At 38.3% G+C, this 23,362-nt stretch carries 19 protein-coding genes and 1 pseudogene; 6 read left to right on the forward strand and 14 right to left on the reverse strand.

The features are described 5' to 3' along the window. Positions 1-38: 38 nt before the first annotated feature. Both Q360_RS26635 and Q360_RS0109925 read left to right on the forward strand, forming a co-directional pair. A complete protein-coding gene (locus Q360_RS26635; RefSeq protein ID WP_027076958.1) occupies positions 39-410 on the forward strand; it encodes a hypothetical protein in 372 nt (123 codons plus the stop codon). 50 nt (positions 411-460) lie between these two features. Continuing rightward, positions 461-2,659, forward strand: coding sequence for an acylase (locus Q360_RS0109925; protein ID WP_027076959.1), 2,199 nt, complete (start codon positions 461-463; stop codon positions 2,657-2,659). 223 nt (positions 2,660-2,882) lie between these two features. Here Q360_RS0109925 and Q360_RS0109930 read toward each other — a convergent pair whose 3' ends face one another. The 9 genes and pseudogenes from Q360_RS0109930 to Q360_RS27170 form a co-directional block, all read right to left on the reverse strand. Beyond that, positions 2,883-3,425 (reverse strand): hypothetical protein, encoded by a 543-nt coding sequence (locus Q360_RS0109930; RefSeq protein WP_245603241.1) that lies wholly within the window; start codon positions 3,423-3,425, stop codon positions 2,883-2,885. Positions 3,426-3,589: 164 nt separating this feature from the next. After that, the gene (locus tag Q360_RS24650) at positions 3,590-4,336 is read right to left on the reverse strand and encodes an SGNH/GDSL hydrolase family protein (protein WP_027076961.1); all 747 of its coding nucleotides are present in this window, start codon (positions 4,334-4,336) and stop codon (positions 3,590-3,592) included. Beyond that, positions 4,327-5,391 carry a dipeptidase gene (locus Q360_RS0109940; protein ID WP_027076962.1) on the reverse strand — a complete coding sequence of 355 codons (1,065 nt, stop codon included), beginning with the start codon at positions 5,389-5,391 and terminating at the stop codon, positions 4,327-4,329. Before Q360_RS0109940 ends, Q360_RS24650 begins: the two co-directional genes overlap by 10 nt. A gap of 2 nt (positions 5,392-5,393) precedes the next feature. Beyond that, positions 5,394-6,506, reverse strand: a complete 1,113-nt coding sequence (locus tag Q360_RS0109945) for a D-TA family PLP-dependent enzyme (protein WP_027076963.1) — start codon at positions 6,504-6,506, stop codon at positions 5,394-5,396. A 6-nt stretch (positions 6,507-6,512) separates the two neighbouring features. After that, complete coding sequence (locus Q360_RS0109950; RefSeq protein ID WP_027076964.1) at positions 6,513-6,974, reverse strand: RidA family protein; 462 nt, start codon at positions 6,972-6,974, stop codon at positions 6,513-6,515. A gap of 476 nt (positions 6,975-7,450) precedes the next feature. Further along, positions 7,451-7,627 carry an isochorismatase family protein gene (locus Q360_RS27420; protein ID WP_394331947.1) on the reverse strand — a complete coding sequence of 59 codons (177 nt, stop codon included), beginning with the start codon at positions 7,625-7,627 and terminating at the stop codon, positions 7,451-7,453. A gap of 62 nt (positions 7,628-7,689) precedes the next feature. After that, on the reverse strand, positions 7,690-9,006 hold the full coding sequence (locus Q360_RS0109965) for a gluconate:H+ symporter (protein WP_027076965.1): 1,317 nt from the start codon (positions 9,004-9,006) through the stop codon (positions 7,690-7,692). Between the two features lie 151 nt (positions 9,007-9,157). Beyond that, positions 9,158-9,658 (reverse strand): annotated as a pseudogene (locus Q360_RS22925) (aquaporin). Between the two features lie 23 nt (positions 9,659-9,681). Continuing rightward, positions 9,682-9,822, reverse strand: coding sequence for a hypothetical protein (locus Q360_RS27170; protein ID WP_316931509.1), 141 nt, complete (start codon positions 9,820-9,822; stop codon positions 9,682-9,684). Positions 9,823-10,205: 383 nt separating this feature from the next. Here Q360_RS27170 and Q360_RS0109975 point away from each other — a divergent pair, with 383 nt between their 5' ends. Then, positions 10,206-11,465: an aminotransferase class V-fold PLP-dependent enzyme gene (locus Q360_RS0109975; RefSeq protein WP_027076966.1), complete on the forward strand. Its 1,260-nt coding sequence runs from the start codon at positions 10,206-10,208 to the stop codon at positions 11,463-11,465. A 16-nt stretch (positions 11,466-11,481) separates the two neighbouring features. On the opposite strand, the gene Q360_RS0109980 is transcribed toward Q360_RS0109975, so the two are convergent. Continuing rightward, on the reverse strand, positions 11,482-12,378 hold the full coding sequence (locus Q360_RS0109980) for a metallophosphoesterase (protein WP_027076967.1): 897 nt from the start codon (positions 12,376-12,378) through the stop codon (positions 11,482-11,484). 112 nt (positions 12,379-12,490) lie between these two features. Here Q360_RS0109980 and Q360_RS0109985 point away from each other — a divergent pair, with 112 nt between their 5' ends. Beyond that, positions 12,491-14,863 carry a cell surface protein gene (locus tag Q360_RS0109985; RefSeq protein WP_027076968.1) on the forward strand — a complete coding sequence of 791 codons (2,373 nt, stop codon included), beginning with the start codon at positions 12,491-12,493 and terminating at the stop codon, positions 14,861-14,863. 3 nt (positions 14,864-14,866) lie between these two features. Here Q360_RS0109985 and Q360_RS0109990 read toward each other — a convergent pair whose 3' ends face one another. Then, positions 14,867-16,069 (reverse strand): Pycsar system effector family protein, encoded by a 1,203-nt coding sequence (locus Q360_RS0109990; protein ID WP_027076969.1) that lies wholly within the window; start codon positions 16,067-16,069, stop codon positions 14,867-14,869. Between the two features lie 51 nt (positions 16,070-16,120). On the opposite strand from Q360_RS0109990, the gene Q360_RS27175 reads away from it, so the two are divergent. Together Q360_RS27175 and Q360_RS27180 are read left to right on the forward strand one after the other, a co-directional pair. After that, positions 16,121-17,746, forward strand: coding sequence for a metallophosphoesterase (locus Q360_RS27175; RefSeq protein ID WP_316931510.1), 1,626 nt, complete (start codon positions 16,121-16,123; stop codon positions 17,744-17,746). Continuing rightward, positions 17,649-19,832, forward strand: a complete 2,184-nt coding sequence (locus Q360_RS27180; protein ID WP_316931511.1) for a BamA/TamA family outer membrane protein — start codon at positions 17,649-17,651, stop codon at positions 19,830-19,832. Before Q360_RS27175 ends, Q360_RS27180 begins: the two co-directional genes overlap by 98 nt. Here the strand turns inward: Q360_RS27180 and Q360_RS22935 are convergent. From Q360_RS22935 to Q360_RS0110010, 3 genes are all read right to left on the reverse strand, one after another. Next, entirely contained in the window at positions 19,829-20,698 is an 870-nt protein-coding gene (locus tag Q360_RS22935; RefSeq protein WP_036195575.1) for an NHL repeat-containing protein, read from the reverse strand. The genes Q360_RS27180 and Q360_RS22935 overlap by 4 nt on opposite strands. Positions 20,699-20,884: 186 nt before the next feature. Then, positions 20,885-22,228, reverse strand: coding sequence for a vanadium-dependent haloperoxidase (locus tag Q360_RS0110005; RefSeq protein WP_027076970.1), 1,344 nt, complete (start codon positions 22,226-22,228; stop codon positions 20,885-20,887). Between the two features lie 828 nt (positions 22,229-23,056). Beyond that, a partial coding sequence (locus Q360_RS0110010; RefSeq protein WP_027076971.1) for a RagB/SusD family nutrient uptake outer membrane protein occupies positions 23,057-23,362 on the reverse strand: 306 nt, incomplete at its 5' end.

Consider the following 23,362-nt stretch of genomic DNA (forward strand, 5'->3'; position numbering starts at 1 on the left):
TTTTTATTGGAAAGTTAGCCGTAATCCCAGGAATATTTATGAGTGTTGCTGGACTAGTCTCTTCTTTTTTTGGGCTTCTTTTCGTGATAGTTCCAATTGGTGTTGCTGCTGCTATTTATATGCCTGAGTTTGTGTGGAGCAAAAAATTAATCAAGAGTCCTGAAATGGGATTTTACTTTTTAGTCCCTTTTTTAGGTATCGCCATGCTCTTAGCGTTTATTAAAATTAGGTTTTTCGGGAAAGAAGCGTTTAAATTCTCGTTAATTGACAATGACAAAACCTATTACAGAAAAATCTTTTCCTCCTCATGTTCCCATTCTTTTAGTTCTAGTTTTTCCAGAAGCAGTTCAGGTGGATTTTCGCGTGGTGGCGGTAGCTCTAGCGGCGGCGGTTCTAGCGGTAGTTGGTAACTTTTTGTACTGCATAAATTAATGTATCTTCATCGGGTAAAACCACACCTATGAATCGAGTTGCTTACCTCTTGTTTACCATCCTAATTATTTCCTGTAAAACAGAACCTCATACTACGGCTACGCAAGATTATGATACGTTGTCCCTAGCTCAAAAGGCAGAACGGGTAACGATTATTAGAGATGATTTTGGAGTCCCTCATATTTATGGTAAAACGGATGCCGATGCTGTTTTCGGATTGTTGTATGCCCAATGCGAGGACGATTTTAATCGCGTGGAGCAAAATTATATTTGGGCCACAGGGCGTTTAGCGGAAGTTGAAGGTGAAGGCGCACTGTATAGTGATCTTAGAGCAAAGCTTTTTATGACTAAAGAACAAGCGAAGGCTAATTATGATAAGAGTCCGGCCTGGCTAAAGGAACTGTGCGATGCCTTTGCTGACGGAGTTAATTATTATTTGGAAACACATTCAGAGGTTACACCAAAATTACTGACCCGTTTTGAACCTTGGATGCCTATGTATTTTAGCGAGGGTAGTATTGGGGGCGATATAGAGCGTATATCTACACAGAAAATAAAAGCTTTTTATGAAAGTGATATGGAGTTACCTGAAATGGAACGTATTAAGCTTAAAAAGGAAGCTGAAATGGAAGAACCACAAGGGTCTAATGGTATTGCTATTTCGGGTAGTTTAACGCAATCCGGTAACGCCATGTTGCTCATAAACCCACATACTTCATTCTTTTTTCGGGGTGAAGTACATGTAGTTTCCGAGGAGGGCCTCAACGCTTACGGAGCGGTAACCTGGGGACAGTTTTTTGTGTATCAAGGTTTTAACGAAAAAACAGGTTGGATGCATACCTCTACCTACACCGATGTGATGGACGAGTTTAAGGAAAGTATCGTTAAGCAAGAGGGGCAATTGCTATATCAATATGGGGAAGAACTACGCAAGGTAGATTCCTCAAAAGTGACCTTAAAATATGTAACATCCGAGGGTATGAAAGAAAAGGATTTTCCTTCCTACAGAACGCATCACGGTCCTATTACCCATGCTGTGGATGGAAATTGGACAGCCTCTGCAATGATGTGGGAACCGGTAAAGGCGCTAGAGCAATCTTTTGTAAGAACTAAAAAACAAGGGTACAAAGGTTTCCGGGAAATGATGGATATACGGACCAATTCAAGTAATAATACAGTCTATGCGGATGCTGAGGGAAATATTGCTTATTTCCATGGGAATTTTGTTCCCAAGCGCGATGTTACTTTTGATTATTCCGAACCTGTGGAGGGTTGGAACCCAAAAACAGACTGGCAAGGTCTACACACCGTAGATGAAAATATTTGGGTTTTGAACCCAGAGAACGGGTGGATACAGAATTGTAATTCCACACCATTCACATCCGCTTTACAGTTTAGTCCTAAAAAAGAAGGTTATCCGTATTATATGTCCAAAGATCAAGAGAATTTCAGGGGTGTACATGCTATTGGTTTACTTAAAGATAAGAAAGATGTAACGCTCGATGGTTTGATAGCCTTGGCCCATGATCCTTATTTACCTGCATTTGAAGCCTTGATTCCTGGATTGATAAAGGCGTATTATGAATATGATGATCGAAATCCAAAAATACAAGGAGCAATAGAAGTGCTAAATGATTGGGATTTTAAAACCTCTAAAGAATCCGTAGCCATGACCTTGGCACATTATTACGGAACACGATACTACCAAGAAGGGAATTATTCTCAAGGAATGTCACCTATGGAACGTGTTCAATATTGGGGTAGCGAATCTCCAAACGGAGAGAAAAGAAAGATTTTTGAAGAGGTGATAGCTCAGCTTACGGCTGATTTTGGGACATGGAATATCCCTTGGGGAGCAGTCAACCGATATCAGAGAACAACAGGAGATATTCGGCAGCAGTTTGATGATATCAAACCTAGTATCCCTATTGGTTTTGCTTCCGGTAGATGGGGAGCACTTGCCGCATATGGAGCCCGCTACACCACCGAAGGTGCCAAGAAAATTTATGGAACTCGTGGTAATAGTTTTGTAGCCGCAGTAGAATTTGGTGAGAAAGTAAAAGCAAAGACCATCTTGGCCGGTGGGCAAAGTGGGGACCCTACCTCTACTCATTTTGATGACCAGATACAACCCTATGCCGATGTGCAATGGAAGGATGCTGCCTTTTACAAGGAAGACGTACTCAAAAGGGCCAAGGAGACATATGTGCCTGGCAAACGAAAATAACTTTTTTACCCATCCTCTGCCAGTATTTGAGGCAAAACGCACATATCCGCTGACAGTCCTACTAAAGGGGTTTCTTAAATTTACAGATAAAAATTATAGTGTATTCTTCTTGGTTTGGAATATCACCTTTATTCTATTGGGAAAAGGTAAAATTTATAGTTGCTATTCCTAAGGAGATTAGTATAAAATGAAAAGTCTTTTAATCGTATTTTTCAGAATTCAGCTATTCCTTAGTAACAATAAGTGAAGCTTTGGACCCAGAAGATAACAGCCATTTATTGGAATAAATTTTATTCCCTTTATCATCATAGATATCTACCTGAGCGGTGTTAGGTGCTGATGATCCATGGTTAAGCGCTTCAAACTCAATTTTATTAAAGCCTGATTGGAGATCAACATTTATTCCTTTGAACCCTGCAGTTAGCAGAAGATTGTATTCTACTACAACTTCGTTGACCCAAATTTTCACCCGATCTCCATCTACATATTCATGATCTCTACAAACGATACCAATAAATTTCCCTGCACTTTTTACATCTCCCAAATATTGGTCTGGAAAATATTGCCCCGACCCTCCCAGTCGCTCACCTGGACCTATACGAGGGTCTATTTTGAGTCCTGCACCCGCTTGAACCAGTTCTTCGTCGGGTACCATTTTAACTGGATTCGGTCTTCTTAAATCCAATGATATCGGCTCCTTTATTACCGACGGAATATTCAAAAGGGGGCTTTTTTTTATGTTGCCAATAGGGTCTTCTTTTTTCATGGCTTCAATCTTTAAGGGCTTTTGAGTGGGTAAATCTGTTTGTGCTAGTACTGTTGTACCGCATAACAGGCAACATAAGAAGAATAAATAAGTGTAATTGATCATCTGCCTATAAAATTCAAATAAAGATAACAAATACCCTGCCATGGGGGCTTAAGAGCTTGTTAAATTGTTAAATTTTCAACGATAGTGTTGGTGATGAGTTGATGGCCGTTCTTATTTGGATGAATTGGATCGTTAGAATAGCATTGGTGTTTATAATTTAATAGCGGTGTGTGAATATCTAAGGTTCCTAATATGGTCTCGTGACTAATATTCAATATAATCCTAACGAATTCTTGAAGTACATCCTCCTGATAGTTAGGATACGGATTTTTATACCCATAGTCGGTCTCAATAGAGATTGCTTTATCCTTAACAACCTCCAGAACCAAGGGTGGAGGCGTTAGTAGTATTGTTTTTATACCTTTCTCTTTTATCTTTTCCAGAAAAGAATAGATGCCAATTGTGTAACTTTTAAATAGGGTAGGTGATGGTTTGCCGTAAATACCACAATTGATTCCGTAGCAGAAAATGATAATATCTACTGCTGGTGTGTTTAGCAGGCTATCTAGACGTTCAAAAAGATAGGGTCTTGGACCGGGATGGTCTTTTTCTGTAAGGCCCGTAATGGTCTCGCTACTTTTGCCCCAGTTCAAAAATGTAAGGTTCAAACCGGGATGGTTCGTATCTACATAGGCTTGTAGTATCTGTACGTATCCATCCTTAGTAGCAGTAATACTGTCTCCTAAACAGGCGATGGTAAGCCCTTTTTGTAATCGAATTTCATAGGTGTCGCTACAATTCCACAGTAGTGTGCCTAGTGCGGCCATCGTGGAAGTTTGCAAAAATGTTCTTCGGTCTACTGCCATGTATCGGTTAAAAAACGCACAAAATTTCCGTGCATTATGTTTTCTATATCTTCAGGAGTGTATCCTTTGTTTATTAGCATTTGTGGAATCTTCTGTAAATCTGCAATGGTATCTACATCGGAAGGACCTTGTTCTGTGCCAAAGCCTCCATCTAAATCCGTACCTATGCCTACATGTAAGGAATTCCCTGCCAATTGACAAATATGATCAATATTTTGAATGGTATGTGCTAAAGTAACGTTGGTATTTATTGGATTTGAAACACCTCGTTGCCAGTTGGGAACCATCATCCAAGCATCTAGAGCCATTCCTATGACTGCTTTTCTATTGATTAGCTCTGATAATTGTTCATCTGAAAACTGGCGATTATGGTCTACGAAAGTCCTGCAATTATTATGGCTGGCCCAGACGGGTCCTTCATAAAAGGTCATGGTTTCCCAAAAGCTTTGGTTACACAAATGGGTAGCATCTAGAATAAGATTTAGTCTTTGTATTTCTTTAAGCAGTTCTCTACCCTTTCGCCCAATACCCCCAACAGAATCTGTGCCAAAAGCGTAGGTTCCCGGGCCGTAATGAGCAGGTCCAATGGCACGAAGGCCTTGCTCGTAAGATTTTTCCAGATAATCTAAATTTACAATGGAGTCGGCGCCTTCCAAACTTAGAATATATCCTATGGGCGTTTTTTCTTTATCTTGGCTCCAGGCATTAATGTGCTTCATAAGTTCTTGGGCACTGGTGATCTGTGTTAGTTCCCCAATAGCCTCCATGGCTTTGTACCATGCTATTTGACCTTGGGTCTGTGCCCATGCTTGTTGAGGGGAATTCCAACCTGGAAGCGGATTGCTCTTATGTACATAACGTGCTATTTGCGTGGCAACACATAGGCCAATATTTCCTTTTCGCATGGCATCAAAAGAAACAGTATTGTTACCACGGTCTGGTTTGTCTGTTAGGCCGTTTTCGCTTTTTCGGATGTCCGCCACAGGCCATCTGAGGTCTCGGTTCCATTCCATAGCGTTCATGGAAAGGTCTAAATGTGCATCAAAAATAAACATACTTAAATCGTGATTTTTTGGTTACGTGCAACGACTTTCCATTCTTTAGCTATTTCGCCATTTTCTACAACGAGTAAGCTGTCGTATTTGGCTACTGTAGGGCAAATGTGCTTTGGAACGGCGTAATGTTCATCGCCCACGTTAACAATTTTAAGGTCGTCATATTCTACGATCAAATGTTCTTCTGATTGTTTGATTTGCCTTCCGTGTTCCAATGTGAGGAACTGTACCCTCGGAAAGTCCATTTCCGGTGCAATGGATTTGTGACCCAAATCAAAGCATAAAATCCCAGCTTTAGGTTTGCTTATTATTCTTGTGAACAGCACCGCTGCTGGAAGAAAATCCATTTCTGGGAAAAGTCCGCCGTAACCGGCATCCCAAAGCAAAGTAGTTCCTGGGCTGGCAATTACCTTGTCCCGTTTACAATGAAACGGAAAAGTAGGAGAGCCTCCTGCAATTATAATGGGTTCTGGAAGTCCGGCTTCCAGAATAACGTTTTTGAGCTGCAATACAGTTTGGAAAGCTTCGTCACAGTCCGACTTTCTGATTTCAACGTTCGAATTTCTTAAATGACCATCGTAAACGTGAAGACCAATTATTTTCAAATGAGGATGTTCCGAAATAGATGTATATAGTTCCAAGGCATCTTTTCCTGGAGTAATACCTGTACGGTGCATGCCTACGTTCAAATCGATATATAATGATATAGTGAGGCTATGTTTTTTTGCAATGTCACCAAAATCGTCCATGGTTGCCTCGTTATCCACTAGTGTAGCGAAGCTTATCATCGGATATTTTTTGGTCAATTGGATATAACGCTGTTGATTGGCTCCAACGGGTTGCATCGCCAAAAGTACATCGGGAGCACCGCAATCTGCCAGAAGTTCGGCTTCTGCAATGGTAGCACATTTAAATTTTGTGATACCCTTTTCTAGTTGCATGGCAATAATTTCCGCGTTCTTGTGGGTTTTAATATGCGGTCTTAGGTGCTCCGGTCCTCCTGCCATCCGCAACATCGTTTCTATATTATGTTGAATACGCTCCGGATATACCAATAAGGAAGGTGAAATTACCGTATCTGTGTTATTTACGCTATACCATTGATTTTGGTTCATTTATTTTTATTTATGAAGTTCGAACATCGCCTCAATTTCTACTGCGATACCGCCCGGAAGCATCATGCCTACAGCGCTACGTACGCCAACACCATTTTCAGGGCCAAAGACATCTGCCATTAGCTCACTGTAGCCGTTTATAACGAGAGGGTGGTCACCAAAATCGGGCGTGCAGTTCACCATACCCAAGCTCTTGACGAGGCGTTTTATGCGGTCTACGTCACCAAAATGAGTGGTAATCGTTGCGAGCATAGTCAGCGCGGTTTGACGCGCTGCTGCTTTTCCTTCTTCCAAAGTCAAATTATCTCCAACACGGCCCAGAATCAAGGTGCCGTCTTCACGTAAGCAGCCTTGTCCGGAGATGTATAAAAAATTATCTACAACCAATACCGGTTTGTAAAGTCCGGCCGGTGGTGGGGCTGGGGGTAGTAAAAGTCCGAGTTCCTTTATTTTTTCTGATGGTTTCATATGTTGTAATTGTTTGTTTTGATTTAAGGTATGCAATCGGTTTTATCTTATTGATTCTGTAAAATAGGAACTAAATCTTATGGAAGCAAGCATACTCGCATTCAGTATTAATCATTTGTTATAGTCGGCAGTATTAAACGCTCTATTCGGTTGGTTTTCTGTACTTTAATTTTTTCTTTTATCGGTATCATATCTCGCCACACCCAATTATAGTGTTCAATTATTTGCGCTCCTTTCAAATGGAATCTTTCTCCTGTTGTTTGTCCGTCTTCCACAATCGTACTATTGTAATCCTTGGTTAAAGCGGATTGAATTGTTGATTCTACCTAAAAATCAGTTGCACAAGTGGTAATGAATACGTTACCAACTTTCAGTTCTTTCAATTTAGAGTGAAGTTGAGATTTAAAAAACACATCGTTAGCATATTTGTCAATTCTAATAGCACTTAATGCCAAGCTTAAATCGTCCAAAGTTTCTCAGTCGGGTGTGTTTTTTTCAAATACTCCAATCCCAGTTCTATCGTGTTGGGTATAAATGACAGGATTGTTTTGTTTCCTAAATACTTGGGCAAGTTTATGTATTTGCTGAACAACTCCTTTGGTATCATATCTTGGCGTTTTAAGCGTGAAGCAGCCTTTTTGCATATCAATCACTAGTAAAGCTTTTCTATATTCCAAACCTAGGAATTCAATCTGCTTTATTTACACTTCTAAGGTTACACAAATATATCCAAAACCAGAACACCTACCAACCCCATTACCCCTACAGTGGTTTCCATTACGGTCCATGTTTTAAGGGTGTCCTTTATGGATAGGTTAAAATATTCTTTAAAAAGCCAAAAGCCGCTATCATTAACGTGTGAAAGCATTAAGCTTCCAGAACCAATGGCCAATACCATTAATTCCGGACTCACATTTGCACCAGTAGCTAAGGGAAGTACTATGCCGGCCGCTGTCAACCCGGCCACTGTAGCGGAACCTACGCAAACCCGTATTACCGTAGCAATGAGCCATGCCAATATCAAAGGTGAAATAGCCGAGCCTTGGAGCATTTCTCCTATGTATTCACTAACACCGCTGTCTATCAATACCTGTTTTAACGCGCCTGCTCCAGCAATAATGAGTAATACCATCGTAATTCCGGTTATAGCGCTAGCTATGGAATCCATCACCTCTTTCATTTTTTTACCTCTTGCAAGGCCTAAGGTGTAAATGGCAACCAGTACGGAAATTAACATAGCAATTACGGGATTACCTATAAAGGCAAGGGCTTTTAGTGCTGTTGAACCCTCTGGGAGCATCAAGCTTGCTACGGCTGAAATTCCGATAAGAATAACGGGTAATAATGCCGTAAAAATACTAATTCCCGTTCCTGGCATTTCGTTATCCTTTAAAATGCTAGGGTTAATGAATTCCTTTAAAGGGCTCGCCTTAATATTTTTCATGGTTCGCGAAAGTAACGGACCTCCAACGATAATAGCAGGTATGGCTACAAGGATGCCGTAGAATAAGGTTTTCCCAATATCAGCTTGGAATATTTCAGCTATCGCTGTTGGTGCCGGATGTGGTGGTAGATAGCCATGCGTAACAGAAAGTGACGCTAGCATAGGCAATCCCACATAAAGTAAAGGAAGTCCTGTAGCTGCTGCAATGGTAAAGACCAAAGGGATTAGAATAACGAAACCAACGGAATAGAACATAGGAATACCCACAATAAAACCAGTCAATACAACCGCCCACTGTATGTTTTTTTTACCGAATTTTTCGACTAGCTTAGTGGTAATTCTTTGGGCAGCACCACTATCTGCAACCAACTTGCCCAACATGGCACCCAGGCCAAGAATAATAACTAAGAAACCAAGAATATTCCCAATTCCTTTTTGAATCGAGTCCACAACCGCGACAGGTTCCATACCCTCTGCAATACCAACGAACAAGGAAACGATGATGAAGGTTATGAACGGATTAAGTTTAAATTTTGCAATAAGAATAAATAGCAATAGTATTCCAGAAATAACGATGAGCAGTGGCATAAAAGTAACGGTTGTTTATTTTGTCTTCTAAGATACCACAAAAAAATACGTGCCCTATATTTTGAATAAAGCATGCGCAATAGATAGTGTCGTGTCAAAAATTAGTTTAATCCGTCACTTCTCAAGAAAGTATTTTATATACTAGATTTACTCAAATAACTCCAACGATTGGTGCTGCCCAGAACAACAATAGCTGGTCTATGGCCCAACCGCTTGCAATACGTACCTGACTAGTACTTTCGGCCGGGTTTACCGATGTGTTGGTTACAGGAATACTAATAAGATGAATAAGTATGAAACACAGTCCAATCGCCCATCTAGCAAATACTTTTGGTGTATTTCAATGTGTAACTCCTAGGATTGCAAATAGAAATATGAATATTATCACTACTTCCATTACCAATTCGGATATCATGCTATAATCGCTTGGTGAGTTTTCACCAAATCTGCTTGCTGCAAACCCACCTACCTCGAATCCATATTTTCCGCTTGCAATTAAATAAAGTATCAAACCGCCCGCCATACCAACAATAACTTGTGCAATTATATAGAGCACTACGTTCTTGCCTTCAAAACGACCGCCCATCCATAGTCCTATGGATACTGTGAGATTTAGATGACGGTCCGAAATATGTCCTATTGCATATGTCATGGTAACTAGTGTTAAACCAAAGACTAGGGGAAACCCCCAACGAAACCGACCCACAATCCTAGCAATCCTGCGGCTAGTACTGCACTTCTACATTCTCCCAAAACGAGCCAGATTGTGCCAATAAACTCTGTTGTCATTTTTTTATTTTCTAAGTTCTTGGTCATTGAATAAGTATGGTTTGGCATAAAATTTAATAGTGTTACTTACGCTAAGTTAATAATGCCTGTTTATGGTGAGAAACCATACTATTGGTTAAAAGTCACTTTTTTAAAATTGCTTTCAACGCTACCAATATACTTTTTGCTAAGATGATATTAATACTATTCGCATATTTAAAATATACTATTTATAATAATACAACTATATATATATCAATATAATAACTCATATCTAAGAGCGCTATTTGATTATTTTTTTTACTATATTTAAAAGGGAAAACTGATTGAACTAGCAGTAAATTTTCTAATGATATACTAAAGTTTTTTTCAAAATAGGAAAACGGTTACTAGTCTAAAATACGAGTCATATTTTTAATATCTAAATAATTATGAAAAAAAGACAATTTTTAAGACGTCTAGGCCAAGTAGCCTTAGTAACACCCTTTCTGCCTCTTTCGCTAAACGCCCAAGATGATTTAAGTTCTTTGCCATACGCATTGGATGAAGAAGAATTTTGGTTACGTATTCGAAAGGATTATTGTCTAAAACCAGATTACATTAATTTAGAAAATGGGTATTATAATTTTATTCCTCAGCCTACTATGGAAAAATATATTGAGCATCTAAAGATGGTTAACTATGAGGCTTCTTATTACATGCGTACCGATCAATGGGATAATAAGGCTAGAGTCAGAGACAGATTGGCGAAACTTGTCGGTACTACTTCGGAGGAACTTATTATAACAAGAAATACAACGGAATCTCTGGATTTAATAATTGGGGGCTATCCATGGGAAAAAGGTGATGAAGCGATATTTGCAAAACAGGATTATGGTGCTATGAAGGATCATTTTCAATTAATGTCTAAAAAATATGGAATCATAAACAAGGTAGTTTCTATTCCTAACCATCCTGAATCCGATGAAGAAATTGTGTCACTTTATGAAGCCCAGATTACATCTAGAACCAAATTGATGATGGTTTGTCATATGGTTAACATAACAGGACAAATACTACCAATTAGAAAGCTTAGTAATATGGCTCATACCTATGGGGTTGAAGTTTTGGTAGATGGCGCTCACTGTATTGGGCATTTTGATGTAAACCTTAAAGAATTGCAATGCGATTATTATGGGAGTAGTCTGCATAAGTGGCTAAGTGTTCCATTGGGATCTGGGATGCTCTATGTTGCCAAAGAAAAGATCACCAAAATTTGGCCCCTTTTTGCGGATTATAATGATGCTACGAAAGAAATACAGCGCTTAAACCATACGGGGACTATACCTGTACATACGGATTTGGCAATTGATGATGCCATTGATTATTTAGAGCTTATTGGTGTAAATCGCAAAGAGAAACGTTTACGCTATTTACAAAAATACTGGAGTGATCAATTACGAGAAGTAAAGTATATAAACGTAAATACGCCAAAAGAGATAGAACGTAGTTGTGGTATAGCCAATGTTGGAATAGCGCACATAAACCCAAAGGATTTGGCTAAGAATCTACTGGATGAGTTTAAAATTTTCACTGTAGCGATTGATTATGCTAATGTGAAAGGTTGTCGTATTACGCCTAATGTTTATACGACAAAAAAGGAATTAGATGTTTTTGTCAATGCAATGAAAACTTTAGCGCAGCGGGTTTAATGAACTATATAATATGTTAACCATTTCGATAATCTTCTAGTCTTTGCGGTCCCTCTAAAAGTATTCTTACGACTTTAAGGGTTCCGTCCGTAGCCGTTTCTATATGCCATTTAATTAAGGCAATCTGACCATTTTCAATTTCTATTCCCGTAATACTGCGCGGGTGTACGCAGCTTCCATCATTAAAAAATGGAATATCTCCTGGTTCAGGGAATCGAGGTCTGTGCGTATGCCCCACAATGGTCATAAGGAGATTGTTTTGTACGATCCATCTTTTTATTCTACGTTCCAGCTTTATAAGCTCGGTGTAGTTCTTAGCAGGACTGGTAGGGTCTGCAATACCCCATACTTGTAATGGTTTCCATAAAACACGTACTAGAAAACGCCCCCATCTCCAGAATCTATAGTTCCACCAATCTGCTTGATGGCCATGAGTCAAGAATAGTTCTTGTCCTGTTTCCGTGTAATCTAAAACAATAGCTTCATTATAGGTAATCCCTTCAAAAAGCTCTTTATCCGTATCATCGATAGGTTCAAAATAATTTGATAGGTGTTTGTTTACGTAGTTTTGGTCCCGATATACCATGTCATGATTGCCCCAAATCATGTGTAGCCTTTTTTTTAAATGGAATTTCCTGAGTAATTTAAAAACGTTTTTGTGAGCTTGGAATATCGATTCAAAATTAATATTCTCCCACAGTTCGTCGCCATCGCCCAATTCGCAATAGTGAAAGTCGTTTTGGTGATAATGGTTTAAGGCATGAAAATAAATGTTCCTATTGTTAGCGAATTCATCAGCAAAACTATTGTCTCCTCTATGGCAATCACTAAACAGGATAAATTTAGAACTATCATCAAACGGGATGCGTTTTGCGTTTTTGTATGCCCTTGAAAGTCTATTGGCAGAAGACATTTTTTGAATTTCTATAAATATCCGAAAAACTAAGTGACGACTACACTAAATTTTAACAAAAAACTAGTGCTGCTTTTGTAAGTTTAACCAAAACAGTTAGACTAATGCAGGTATGATGAAGGATGCCAATAAATTAATGCCGTTAAAACCATTCATTAGTTTTGATAAACTATTGACGCATTACGATGCATTATTGGATAGCGAGGACACAGTGGTAGCCAACCGTGCAACCGTTATTTTAGAAGCACAAGCACCTTATCCAGAACTAAGGGAGGGTTTTCAAGATCTTACTTTATTGGAAAAACATAAGGATGTCATACATCTTATGCTCCAAGACAGTTTTTCGCCACTACTTAGCAATAACGAAATTAAAGCGGCATCCCTTCCGTACTACGATGTTTTTTTTAATACTTCCAACAGATTCCAAAAAATCATAAATGAAGCAGGACTAGGGTTTACACCTGTGATAAGGAACCAACAGGAGGGAATGGATTATATAGATGGTTGTATTGTTATTCTTAATTTTCACTATGGCTTTCATCTAGATTTTAGTAGGCCGTTCTTCTATGATATTCCGGATGCAAAAGGTGTTATGCGGCACTATCGCATCTTATACAATGCAGATTTTCTTGAGATTATACCTACCGATAAGGTAAGGGAGATAACCCAAGATGATGTTGATGAATTGTTGGAAAATCCATCTAATTTAGCGTTATGGATGGAAAAAATACCACCGGATAGTTTTATTTCTAAAGGATTCGTTATTTCAAACATGTTCGATGTAACAGTAGAGCATTCTATTTCTGAGATAAAATCAAAACTCATTTCCAGCGGTAAAAAAGGCAACGATAATTTTATTACCGATTTAGAGGATATTTTCAGGTCCTTTTTTAAAATACCAGAAATTAAAGTAGGTTTTGTTATCTATAATCCAAATGAGGATCAGTTTGAGCCGGTTCATGGTAAAAAAATCAGCAGTTTTATTCTAAATGGAGAAGGGAAAAAAGCATGTAACGATGCACTTTGCCAATATTCCTACAGTAAGCTTATAAAGGAAAATACGTATTTTGCTATAGCGGATGTGACCAAGTACGGAAAAGAAACGGACGAAGTAGAACCTTATATAAGTTTAAGAAATCAAGGTTTTGAAAGTGCCATTTTTGCACCTATCGCGTTCAACGGCGAATTATTAGGCGTTTTAGAAATAGTTTCTACCTCTAAGAATGTTCTTAACGCTGTAAATGCCAAAAAACTCGACGACGTAATGCCATACATCGCTTCCGCAGTTGTCAGAACTAAAATAGAAGAAGGAAACCTAATAGATGCCATCATTCAAAACGAATGTACATCGGTACATTCTTCTGTATACTGGAAATTTCAAGAAGAGGCCAAACAGTTTATTAATGACCAGTTGGAGGGTAAACAGCCGTTTTTTAAAGAAATCGTTTTTAATGAGGTACATCCGTTATATGGCCAAATAGATATTAAAGACTCTTCAAAGGCAAGAAATAAGGCTATTCGGAGCGATTTAATGATTCAGCTCTCTCAGATAAATGACGTTTTGCATCAGGTTTATAAAAAGCACAAGCTTCCTATTTATGAGGAATTAATGTTTCGTGTCAATAATCATTTGGAAAGTATAAAGGAAATGCTCTTTACCAATAGCGAGCAATCCATTTTTGAATTTGTAAAAGAAGAAATTATTCCAGTATTTTCCCACTTAAAAAAATCGGACCATAAAATTTCGAAACATATCCTTTCTTACGAGTCAAGCATAGATATGGGAACAGGTTCTTATTACGACCACAGAAAAAATTATGACGAGAGTGTAATGTTTATAAATAAAAAGTTAGCTGCTGTAATTGATAAGAAACAAGAAGAGGCGCAGGCTATGTTTCCACATTATTTTGAACGGTATAAGACCGATGGTGTGGAACACAATATGTATATAGGAGGTGCTATTTCGGATAACAGGGATTTTAACCCTTTGTACCTAAATAATTTACGACTTTGGCAATTACAGGTGATGTGTGAGATGGAAAATGTGCATTATGATTTAAAACCACAGTTGTCCATACCCTTAGATACGGCATCGCTTATACTAGTACACAATACCCCCTTGTCCATACGTTTTCGGATGGATGAAAAGCAATTTGATGTAGATGGCACGTACAATGCTCGTTACGAGGTTATTAAAAAAAGAATAGACAAATCGTTTATAAAAGGTACTGATGAGCGTCTTACCAAAGCAGGTAAAATGACTATTGTCTATTCGCAAAAGAAGGACGAATTAGAGTATCTACGTTATATTAAATTCCTAAGGTCCAAAGGGTATTTTACCGATGTTGTCGAAATTGTTGAGTTGGAAGGTTTACAAGGAGTATCCGGGCTAAAGGCCATTCGTGCCGAAATTTTATATAAAATAGATAAAACGGATGAACGAACCTATACCTACGAAGATTTAATGAAAACCTTGAGCGAATAGGGTCTAAGACAAAGTTTCTAGTACCCGCTCAGGCCCAAAAAACTTAAAAAATATCGCAAAGGCCAAAACCGAAACTACCATGCCAATCATAAAAATAGTATAGGTCCAGCGTAGGAGCTTATATTTTCTGTTCAGCACGAGCCCCAAAAAGTAAAGATCTTTCGTTAAGGAAGTATAAATATATTCCTTGTCCTTTATGAGTTCGTTAATTGCCCATTGGTATTCATCGAGTTTCATTTTATGAAAATTTCCAAAAAACAGTAAATTTACCTTTTTTTGTGCTACATCTTCCTTGGTAAATTCTCCAGAAGTAACGTTGGGTCTTGTGGCTAATACGGCCAAAATCATAGATATAATGCTAAATACGATAAATATAAACGTTGGATATATTAGATAATCATTAGAAGGATTATCTAGTTTTGGAATAAGGTTGGAGATGGCCAATGAAATAATAATTGCGTTCACTGATAGCAGAATGTTTGCTTTAGTATCTGCAATATCACTAAGGGTAATATGGTTTTTTAGCGTAACCCTAAAAAGCGTTTGTATACTACGATCGGGGCTTTCACTTTTGTATTTGGCTTTTAAGGCTTCCTTTTTTGCAATATTTTTCTCGGATTTTTTCTCTTTGATTAAACGCCTTAGATTCTTGTCTTTTCCGGGTTGCCAGTTTTCTTTTGCGTAATCAGTGTAAAACCGGTGTTCTGTGCGGAACATTCTGATATTGAGATCCAACCACTCCTTTTGGGTGTACTTGGCAACACCAAGAAGGCCAAGTTCTTCCCGCAGCAACTCGGAAGTTTCCAAATAACTTTTTTGTGCAAAGTGTGAGGCATCCGCATCCCTTAAAATTTCTTCATGAAAATTTTTAGGCTCTGTATATCTAACAGTTGCCATGATGCACTCGTTTACTTTGGCTATCATATTTGGGGCGTAGCCTTCTTTAGTCAAAAATTCCCTTGCTAGGAGACAACTTTGAGCTTCATGATTTTCACATCCCGCTATGTATCCGGTATCGTGCAGCCATGCGGCGATTTCGATTGCGTCCTTTTCCTGTTCGTCTAGGCTAGTTGCGTTCAATAATTCTTTAGTACTTTTAACCACACGTTGTGTATGCCTTAAATTATGGTATAAAAAGTCTTGACTTAAGTCCTTGGACAATAATGCCACTACATAATGTTTAGTTTTCTTTAAGATATCAGACATACGCTATAATAAGTTTCCAAATTACGAAAATTTGAACGTAAGAACATCGATATGAAAAAAAAGTATAGTGTCTTGGCACTGCTCATTGTTTTAACTGGTTGTGCGACATATACCTCTAAGTACGCACATGCGGAAAAGGCAGTAGATTTAGCGGGTAATAAAGAAGTGCTACACACTTTTTATCTTATAGGCGATGCTGGTCTTTCTCCGATTGGTGGAATGAACTCCGTATTAAAAATCTTTAAAACGAGGCTGAATGACGCCAACGAGAATAGTACGGCTATTTTTTTGGGTGATAATATTTATCCTGCGGGATTACCGGATTCCAAAGATTCTACACGGTCTTATGCAGAAGCCAAAAGTCATTTGGACGCTCAATTAAGAACTTTGAATAATTTTAAGGGAAAGCCACTTTTTATCCCTGGGAACCACGATTGGTATGCAGATGGCTTGGTGGGCCTAGAGCGACAGGAGAAATATATTCAAAAAGTACTAGGTGATAAGGAGGCTTTTCAACCTCAAAATGGTTGCCCAATAGAAGTAGTAGACATAAATGATAAGCTTGCTATAATTGTTATTGACACACAGTGGTATTTGACTAACTGGGATAAAAGGACGAACATCAATGACAAATGTAATATAAAAAGTAGGGAACGATTTTTTTTAGAATTAGAAGACGCTATCAAGGACAATCTCCAGAAAACAACGCTAATAGCAATGCATCATCCTATGACCAGTTATGGGTCACATGGAGGTCAATTTTCCTTAAAAAAGCAGTTTTATCCTAAGAAGTTGCCATTTCCTGTTCCTGTATTAGGGACATTTATCAATGTATTGCGAAGAACCTCTGGGGCATCCAATGCAGATTTGCAGAACAAACGCTATCGGGAACTTACAAAACGGGTGACCACATTGGCGCAATATTCTGAAAAGGTGATTTTTGTTTCGGGTCATGAACACACCTTGCAATATATCTTAGAGAATAATACTCCGCAAATTGTCAGTGGGTCAGGTGCCAAAAAGGGAGCTTCAAGACTTTTAAATGGGAGTATTTTTTCTACGGGGCACATGGGGTATGCGACTTTAGAGGTATATACAGATGGCTCATCTAGAGTACGCTTCTATGGTGTTGGACAAAATGGGGAAGAGTCATTTCTATTTACTTCTAAAGTGTTGCCGGAGGAATTCCAAAATACGGCAAAAGTATATGAAGAGAATTTTCCGAAAGAGATGGAAGCCGCAATCTATACCAATGAAGAGGTAGATAAAAGTAGTTTTTTTAAATGGGTATGGGGAGAGCGATACAGAAAATTATATGGTACTAAGGTAAGTGCGCCAACGGTACGGTTAGATACTTTATTTGGAGGTTTGATTCCGGTGAAAAAAGGAGGAGGACACCAATCAAAATCCCTCCGGCTTAGGGCTAAGGATGGTAGGGAGTATGTCATGCGAGCGCTACGTAAGAGCGCGGTGTTGTATTTGCAGTCTATGGCCTTTCAAGACCAATATGTATTGGATGACTTAAAGGATACTTACACTCAAGAAATTTTAGAGGATTTTTATACGGGTTCCCACCCTTATGCTCCTTTTGTTATTGGAAAGCTATCTGATGCTGTTGGGATTTATCATACGAACCCCTGTTTTGTATTATATTCCCAAGCAAAAGTCCCTTGGTAGTTATAATGACATATTTGGGGACGAACTTTATATGATAGAAGAGCATACTGGAGACGGTCATGGAGACTTGGCTAGTTTTGGGTTTTCAAATGATTTGAAGAGTACGAATAGTATGTTAGAAGATTTAAGGGACGATGAAAAATATACCGTTGATACCCAAGCATATATTCGCGCACGACTTTTTGATATGGTGATTGGTGATTGGGATAGGCATGTAGACCAATGGCGCTGGGCAGAATTTAAGGAAGGAAAAAAGATAGTCTATAGACCGGTGCCCCGAGATAGAGATCAAGCTTTTTCCAAAATGGGGGATGGGGCATTTATGGGCGTAGCGACCAGAACCATACCTGGTTTACGACTAATGGAGGGTTTCAATGAAGAAATAAGAAATGTAAAAGGTTTCAACTCCTCTCCAAAAACCTATGTCTTAGACCTTGCATTGTTAGGCGGAACTACAAAAGATATGTGGAGGGCAGCCGCTCAATATTTAAAGGATAATTTAGATGGTTCAGCTATAGATGTAGCACTTGAGGCTTTTCCTAAGGAAGTAAGAGACGAAACGGTTTTAGATATTAAACGCATCCTACTCTCTAGACTACGAGGTATTGATGGCACAGCTGATGCTTATTATGATATTATGAATAAATATGCAGTAGTCACAGGAACGGATAAGGACGACTGGTTTGAAATTACCAGATTGGACGCAAGTAGGACTGAAGTCAAGGCTTATAGAATTATTGATGGGAAAAAGAAAAGGCAATTCTTCGGTAAAATTTTCAGTTCGAAGGAAACGAAGGAGATTTGGGTCTACGGCCTAGACGATGATGATATTTTTCAAGTTGAAAATATTCTGAACCATACGGGTATAAAAGTTCGGCTTATTGGCGGACAGAACAACGATGTATATGAGATTGAAAACGGTAAAAATATTACCGTTTATGACTACAAAAGCAAGCGCAATACCTTTAAGGAGATAAATGGCGCTAAAGTTAAACGAATAGATGATTATAATGTAAACACCTACATTCCGCAAAATATTCGTAACAGCAACAATCAATTGCTGCCTACGATAGGTTTTAATCCAGATGACGGTATTAAAATAGGATTCTCAAATACATACACATACAACGGTTTTAGACAAAATCCTTTTACGCAACTGCATACGATACAAGCGTCCTATTATTTTGCAACCAGCGGTTTTGACCTTTCCTATTCGGGTGAATTTGCAGAACTTTTCGAAAATTGGAATTTGGAAGTCAATTCGAGATTTACTAGTCCAAATTTTGCGAGTAACTTTTTTGGCTTTGGGAACAATACCGAAAATGATGATGATGAGCTAGGCATGGACTTCAATAGGGTTCGAATCCAGAGTTTTGAATTTTCACCATCGTTGGTTTGGCGTGGTAAATTAGGAGCTAAGTTTAAGACAGGGTTTTCTTATGAAGCTATAGAGGTTGAAGAGACGAGTAATCGTTTTGTGAACACCTTTTATCAGCAGAACAGAGATGAAACGCAAAATGATTTTATAGGAGCACATGGGGAGTATTCCTATGAAAACAAAGACAACGTGGGCTTTCCTACTATGGGTATGGCTACGTCATTAAAGGTTGGTTTTAAGGAGAATATTAGTGCCGAAGGAGGGAATTTTGGTTATGTGATACCCAGCTTATCTTTTGATTATAAGTTAATACCTAATGGGCGCTTAGTACTTGCCACAAAATGGAAGGGACATTTTAATATTGGTAATGGATATGAATTTTTCCAAGGCGCAAGTATAGGAGGTGTTGATGGTTTAAGAGGATTTAGAAATCAGCGGTTTAATGGAAAAACAGCGTACTATCAAAACACGGACCTACGCTTTAGCTTACGTAAAGTGAAAACAAGTATTATACCCACATCCTTAGGAATGTTCGCTGGGTATGATTATGGTCGGGTGTGGTTGCCAAATAATAGTTCCAACCGTTGGCATACCTCTTATGGCGGCGGCTTTTTTGTGAATGGTTCGGATATACTTTCGGCTAAAATAGCTGTTTTTAATAGTGAAGAGGGACCTCGGTTTACGTTTGGAGTAGGTTTTGCCTTTTAATTGGATTTTGCTTTATCGGATAGTTGATAACTGTAAAGATTGCCGCCACCGCCATGGGAAACTTCATCTGCTAATAGCAAGGTGGTATCATTTACAAAACATATAGATTCTAGCTGTGTTCGAGCTCCAATATCGATGGTGTTAATAGTTCCCTTGGAAAAATCGTCCAAGGTGAAATCTGTAAATACGAACAGCTTACCATAACTCAATGCTACAATCTTTTTTGCATTTGAAGAAATGGCTATTCCGGTAATCTGACAGGTTTTCCAATCCTCACAAAGCTTTATAGTCCCAACAAGGGTAGCGGCATACTTTCCCTTAGTGTCCGGTACGGTGTAGATACGTGCATTTCCGTCAAATGGGTCTGCCCTGTTTCTGGTCATTAAAAAAAGTTTATCCTTAAAATGGAACACCGCTTCCACATCGTAGTTTTTATTCGCTTTTTTTGGAGGGTATTTTTTTTGTTCTGGATAATAAAATTCAATTTTTTCGGCATCAATTTTATTCCCTTTTTCTATTTCCGGATTAGGAATCTTATAGATGACTATATCTTTTCTATCGCTATCGTTGTTTCCGGTATCGGCAATGTAGACATTACCATTTTGGTCTTTGGTTATATCTTCCCAATCGTTGTTTTTAGCATTCTTTACTTCAAAGGTTTTAAGGATATCCCCATTAAAGTCAATTTTATAGATTTCATCCTCGTTACCACCATCCTCTATAGCCCAAATTGTGCTGTCCTTTGCATATAAGATTCCTGAAACTTCGTCAAGTGCATTGGGGAAATTTGCTACGTGCTTTAATTGTCCAAAATTGGTACATGATATGATTAGAAATGTCGTTAAGGCAAAGAGCGGTTTAGTCATAATGTAGTTTATATGTTTTGCTAAATCAGTTCTTATAATAGTTCTACTACCAATCAATCGTGTTGTAAATGATTAAGTTGTTCATTTCTAAACTTTGTAGTACTCTAAATTAACTCAGTACTCAAATAGACTTTTCCTACTTTCACATCTTGATAGAATTAGCTTTTTTACTTTATGGTTTAGCTATTACTCGTTGGTCCTCATTTTAACTTTTTGAAGCATAAAATCACCAACGTTTCTTCCCTGGCCTATGCCTACTTCAACAGCGGCTCGGTAATGGATGCCACCATACATTCTGCTTATGGCTGCTTCATCTGCGGCTTGGTTAAAAGAAGTGAAATTACGAATTGGAAGTCCGTACGGGACTTCCGTATCATCTTCAAAAGCAAAATTATCACCAAAAATATGTGTTAGGACAAGACCGGCCGCGCCAGAAATAACACTATGCCCGCTAGTATACTCTGGGAACGGAGGTGTTTGCAAAATGGGTCGCCAGCTATCGTCTATATGTATATTAATAAGAGTTTCCGGTCGAATTAGGTTACTTCGGTATTTTTCGTCCCAACAGCTAATGAAGGCATCTGCGATAGCTAAGGATGTTTTAGTATAAGCATATACCGTATCGTCAAAGTTACTATTGGTCTTTCTACTGGCTATTTTAGTAATACCTATCCAATGGGCACCAGGCGTGATTTTTTTAGTGGCGAACATTAAGTGGCCTCGAGAAACAGATACATATGGGTTACAGTCCCAAAATTGGGCAATTTGAACCTCTTCGGAATCATCTCCGTTTATAGTAATTTCATTACTCATATCATAAACTTCTACCAGTTCTTTATAGAAATCCGAGTCCTTTTCTAGTGAAAATGGGGGAGGAGGTATCGGTTTGAACTGCGCTGCGGAATCTAGATAAAATGGACGTATTTTATTCCAATGAGGTTCAATACCTTCTATATAGGCTGGTGGTGTTGGCTGCCACCGAGCAGTGTTGTCTGTATCTACCGTAAATTTTGGCATGGTCCGGCTTTGGTTGTAATTATCCTTATCCATCCATCTCTTTATATGCGCTGCAACCGAGAGTCCGTAGGTTTTTGACGCTTCAAATTGTTCCTCATTGGTAGTTTGCCAGTTTTGATAAAGGCTGTCTTCCAAAACTTCAAACTTATCTTCGGAAAAGATCAGCTGTTTACTTATTGTCATATGTGCAATCAGAGCGGATAAGTTAGGGTTGATACTAGTAACACTATCCATTTTTGGGATTGGTGTTAAACCGTTTAGCTGACCTGCTAGTGATCTGTATTCTGAGTTACTCTGAGAAATAATTTCATACGCCGCAATATTAGGGTAAGCAAAAATTCTGCTTGCCACGGGTGGTGAAAAAATATCATGAATCATGATTTGTGTTACCTTATCGACCGTTGCATGTAAATCCTCTGCACTTACGATAATCTCTTTATTATTCGTAGCTCCTTTATCTTTGCATGAGGTTGGTGCTATTATAACGAGGAGGATAATCAATAGTCTTTTCATGGAAATGTGAATTATATTAGCTAATTGAAAATCTTTAGAATATATTCTTAAAGACAAGCTTTAATTTGTCTGTAAAATTACACTAATTTTATTTTTGATCGCAAGATTAAGAGGGTCTTAATATATCCATATCCAAGAAAAGGGCTAGGACTAGCTTTAAATGAAAGGACATACCTGAATCTAATATTAGTTTTTTACTTTAACATATGAATATTTTAGGCAAGCCATTATATTGAGAATAATACTCCTAGAGATGCACTATTTTTTTATGATTGAAATTATATAAAATGTATTAGTATTGGCTATTACTAAAAACTTATTATCCCCTAAAGAAGTGATGCGCATTGCGTTTAGGGTTCTTTAAAGATTAGGCGCTTTCCGTGTAGTTTGCAATACCATATTTATCACGAATAAGGAGCCACCGGAATAGGTATTACTCCCCTAGTCCATTGATATAGTCTAAAGAGTTACTAACATAGAGGAGAGTTCCATTTTCCAATACCTTAAAATTTGGTATGGTACTCAACTGCGCTTCTTATGGCAATGGTTTTGCTAGGGTGTTTTTTTAGATATTCATATGTACCATAGAACATAGTTCTTGCTCCTATTCTATAAGGTCTGTAATGCTATTCACTTTAAAAGAAATAAACTGGTCTCTTTCTTTTTACAGGAATAAATGCATAGCAATAGCATACATAAAATCGATAGGTTTTTCTTCATATTGTAGTAAGGTGCTTTTAAATATTGGGTAACAAAAAAGCAGTGATTATACGAATATAATCACTGCTTTTGGTATTAAAAATCTTCGGAGAAGATTTTTATTTATAATTAGTATGCAGGATCTTGTGTTATTGTTGGTACACCGTCAACTACAGAACGTTCTATCGCCTCTAAAGGGATAGGGAAATACTCATGCTTTCCTTCTACAAACGTCTTACCTGCAAGATAAACTCTTCCCTGAGATTCACTTTGGACATAAGCGCTAAGTGTTTCGGCAGCTATTCCCCATCGTGTTAAATCAAAGAATCTGTGACCTTCCATGGAGAACTCTAAACGAGTTTCAAAACGAACTGCTTTACGCGCAGTCGCTGGATTTGTCCAAGCATCGTTGTATTGAGATATCTCATAGTTAGC

Source organism: Maribacter antarcticus DSM 21422 (assembly GCF_000621125.1).
Taxonomy (GTDB): Bacteria; Bacteroidota; Bacteroidia; order Flavobacteriales; family Flavobacteriaceae; genus Maribacter; species Maribacter antarcticus.

Bases quoted from the DNA above. Each gene is read 5' to 3' on its own strand.
- Q360_RS0109950 (WP_027076964.1), bottom strand. From the start codon at position 6,974: ATGAAACCATCAGAAAAAATAAAGGAACTCGGACTTTTACTACCCCCA.
- Q360_RS0109940 (WP_027076962.1), bottom strand. From the start codon at position 5,391: ATGTTTATTTTTGATGCACATTTAGACCTTTCCATGAACGCTATGGAA.
- Q360_RS0110005 (WP_027076970.1), bottom strand. From the start codon at position 22,228: ATGAAAAGACTATTGATTATCCTCCTCGTTATAATAGCACCAACCTCA.
- Q360_RS26635 (WP_027076958.1), top strand. From the start codon at position 39: ATGAGTGTTGCTGGACTAGTCTCTTCTTTTTTTGGGCTTCTTTTCGTG.
- Q360_RS0109990 (WP_027076969.1), bottom strand. From the start codon at position 16,069: ATGTCTGATATCTTAAAGAAAACTAAACATTATGTAGTGGCATTATTG.
- Q360_RS22935 (WP_036195575.1), bottom strand. From the start codon at position 20,698: ATGACTAAACCGCTCTTTGCCTTAACGACATTTCTAATCATATCATGT.
- Q360_RS0109975 (WP_027076966.1), top strand. From the start codon at position 10,206: ATGAAAAAAAGACAATTTTTAAGACGTCTAGGCCAAGTAGCCTTAGTA.
- Q360_RS0109925 (WP_027076959.1), top strand. From the start codon at position 461: ATGAATCGAGTTGCTTACCTCTTGTTTACCATCCTAATTATTTCCTGT.
- Q360_RS27175 (WP_316931510.1), top strand. From the start codon at position 16,121: ATGAAAAAAAAGTATAGTGTCTTGGCACTGCTCATTGTTTTAACTGGT.
- Q360_RS0109980 (WP_027076967.1), bottom strand. From the start codon at position 12,378: ATGTCTTCTGCCAATAGACTTTCAAGGGCATACAAAAACGCAAAACGC.
- Q360_RS0109930 (WP_245603241.1), bottom strand. From the start codon at position 3,425: ATGAAAAAAGAAGACCCTATTGGCAACATAAAAAAAAGCCCCCTTTTG.
- Q360_RS0109965 (WP_027076965.1), bottom strand. From the start codon at position 9,006: ATGCCACTGCTCATCGTTATTTCTGGAATACTATTGCTATTTATTCTT.
- Q360_RS24650 (WP_027076961.1), bottom strand. From the start codon at position 4,336: ATGGCAGTAGACCGAAGAACATTTTTGCAAACTTCCACGATGGCCGCA.
- Q360_RS27180 (WP_316931511.1), top strand. From the start codon at position 17,649: ATGCTCCTTTTGTTATTGGAAAGCTATCTGATGCTGTTGGGATTTATC.
- Q360_RS27170 (WP_316931509.1), bottom strand. From the start codon at position 9,822: ATGACCAAGAACTTAGAAAATAAAAAAATGACAACAGAGTTTATTGGC.
- Q360_RS0109985 (WP_027076968.1), top strand. From the start codon at position 12,491: ATGATGAAGGATGCCAATAAATTAATGCCGTTAAAACCATTCATTAGT.
- Q360_RS0109945 (WP_027076963.1), bottom strand. From the start codon at position 6,506: ATGAACCAAAATCAATGGTATAGCGTAAATAACACAGATACGGTAATT.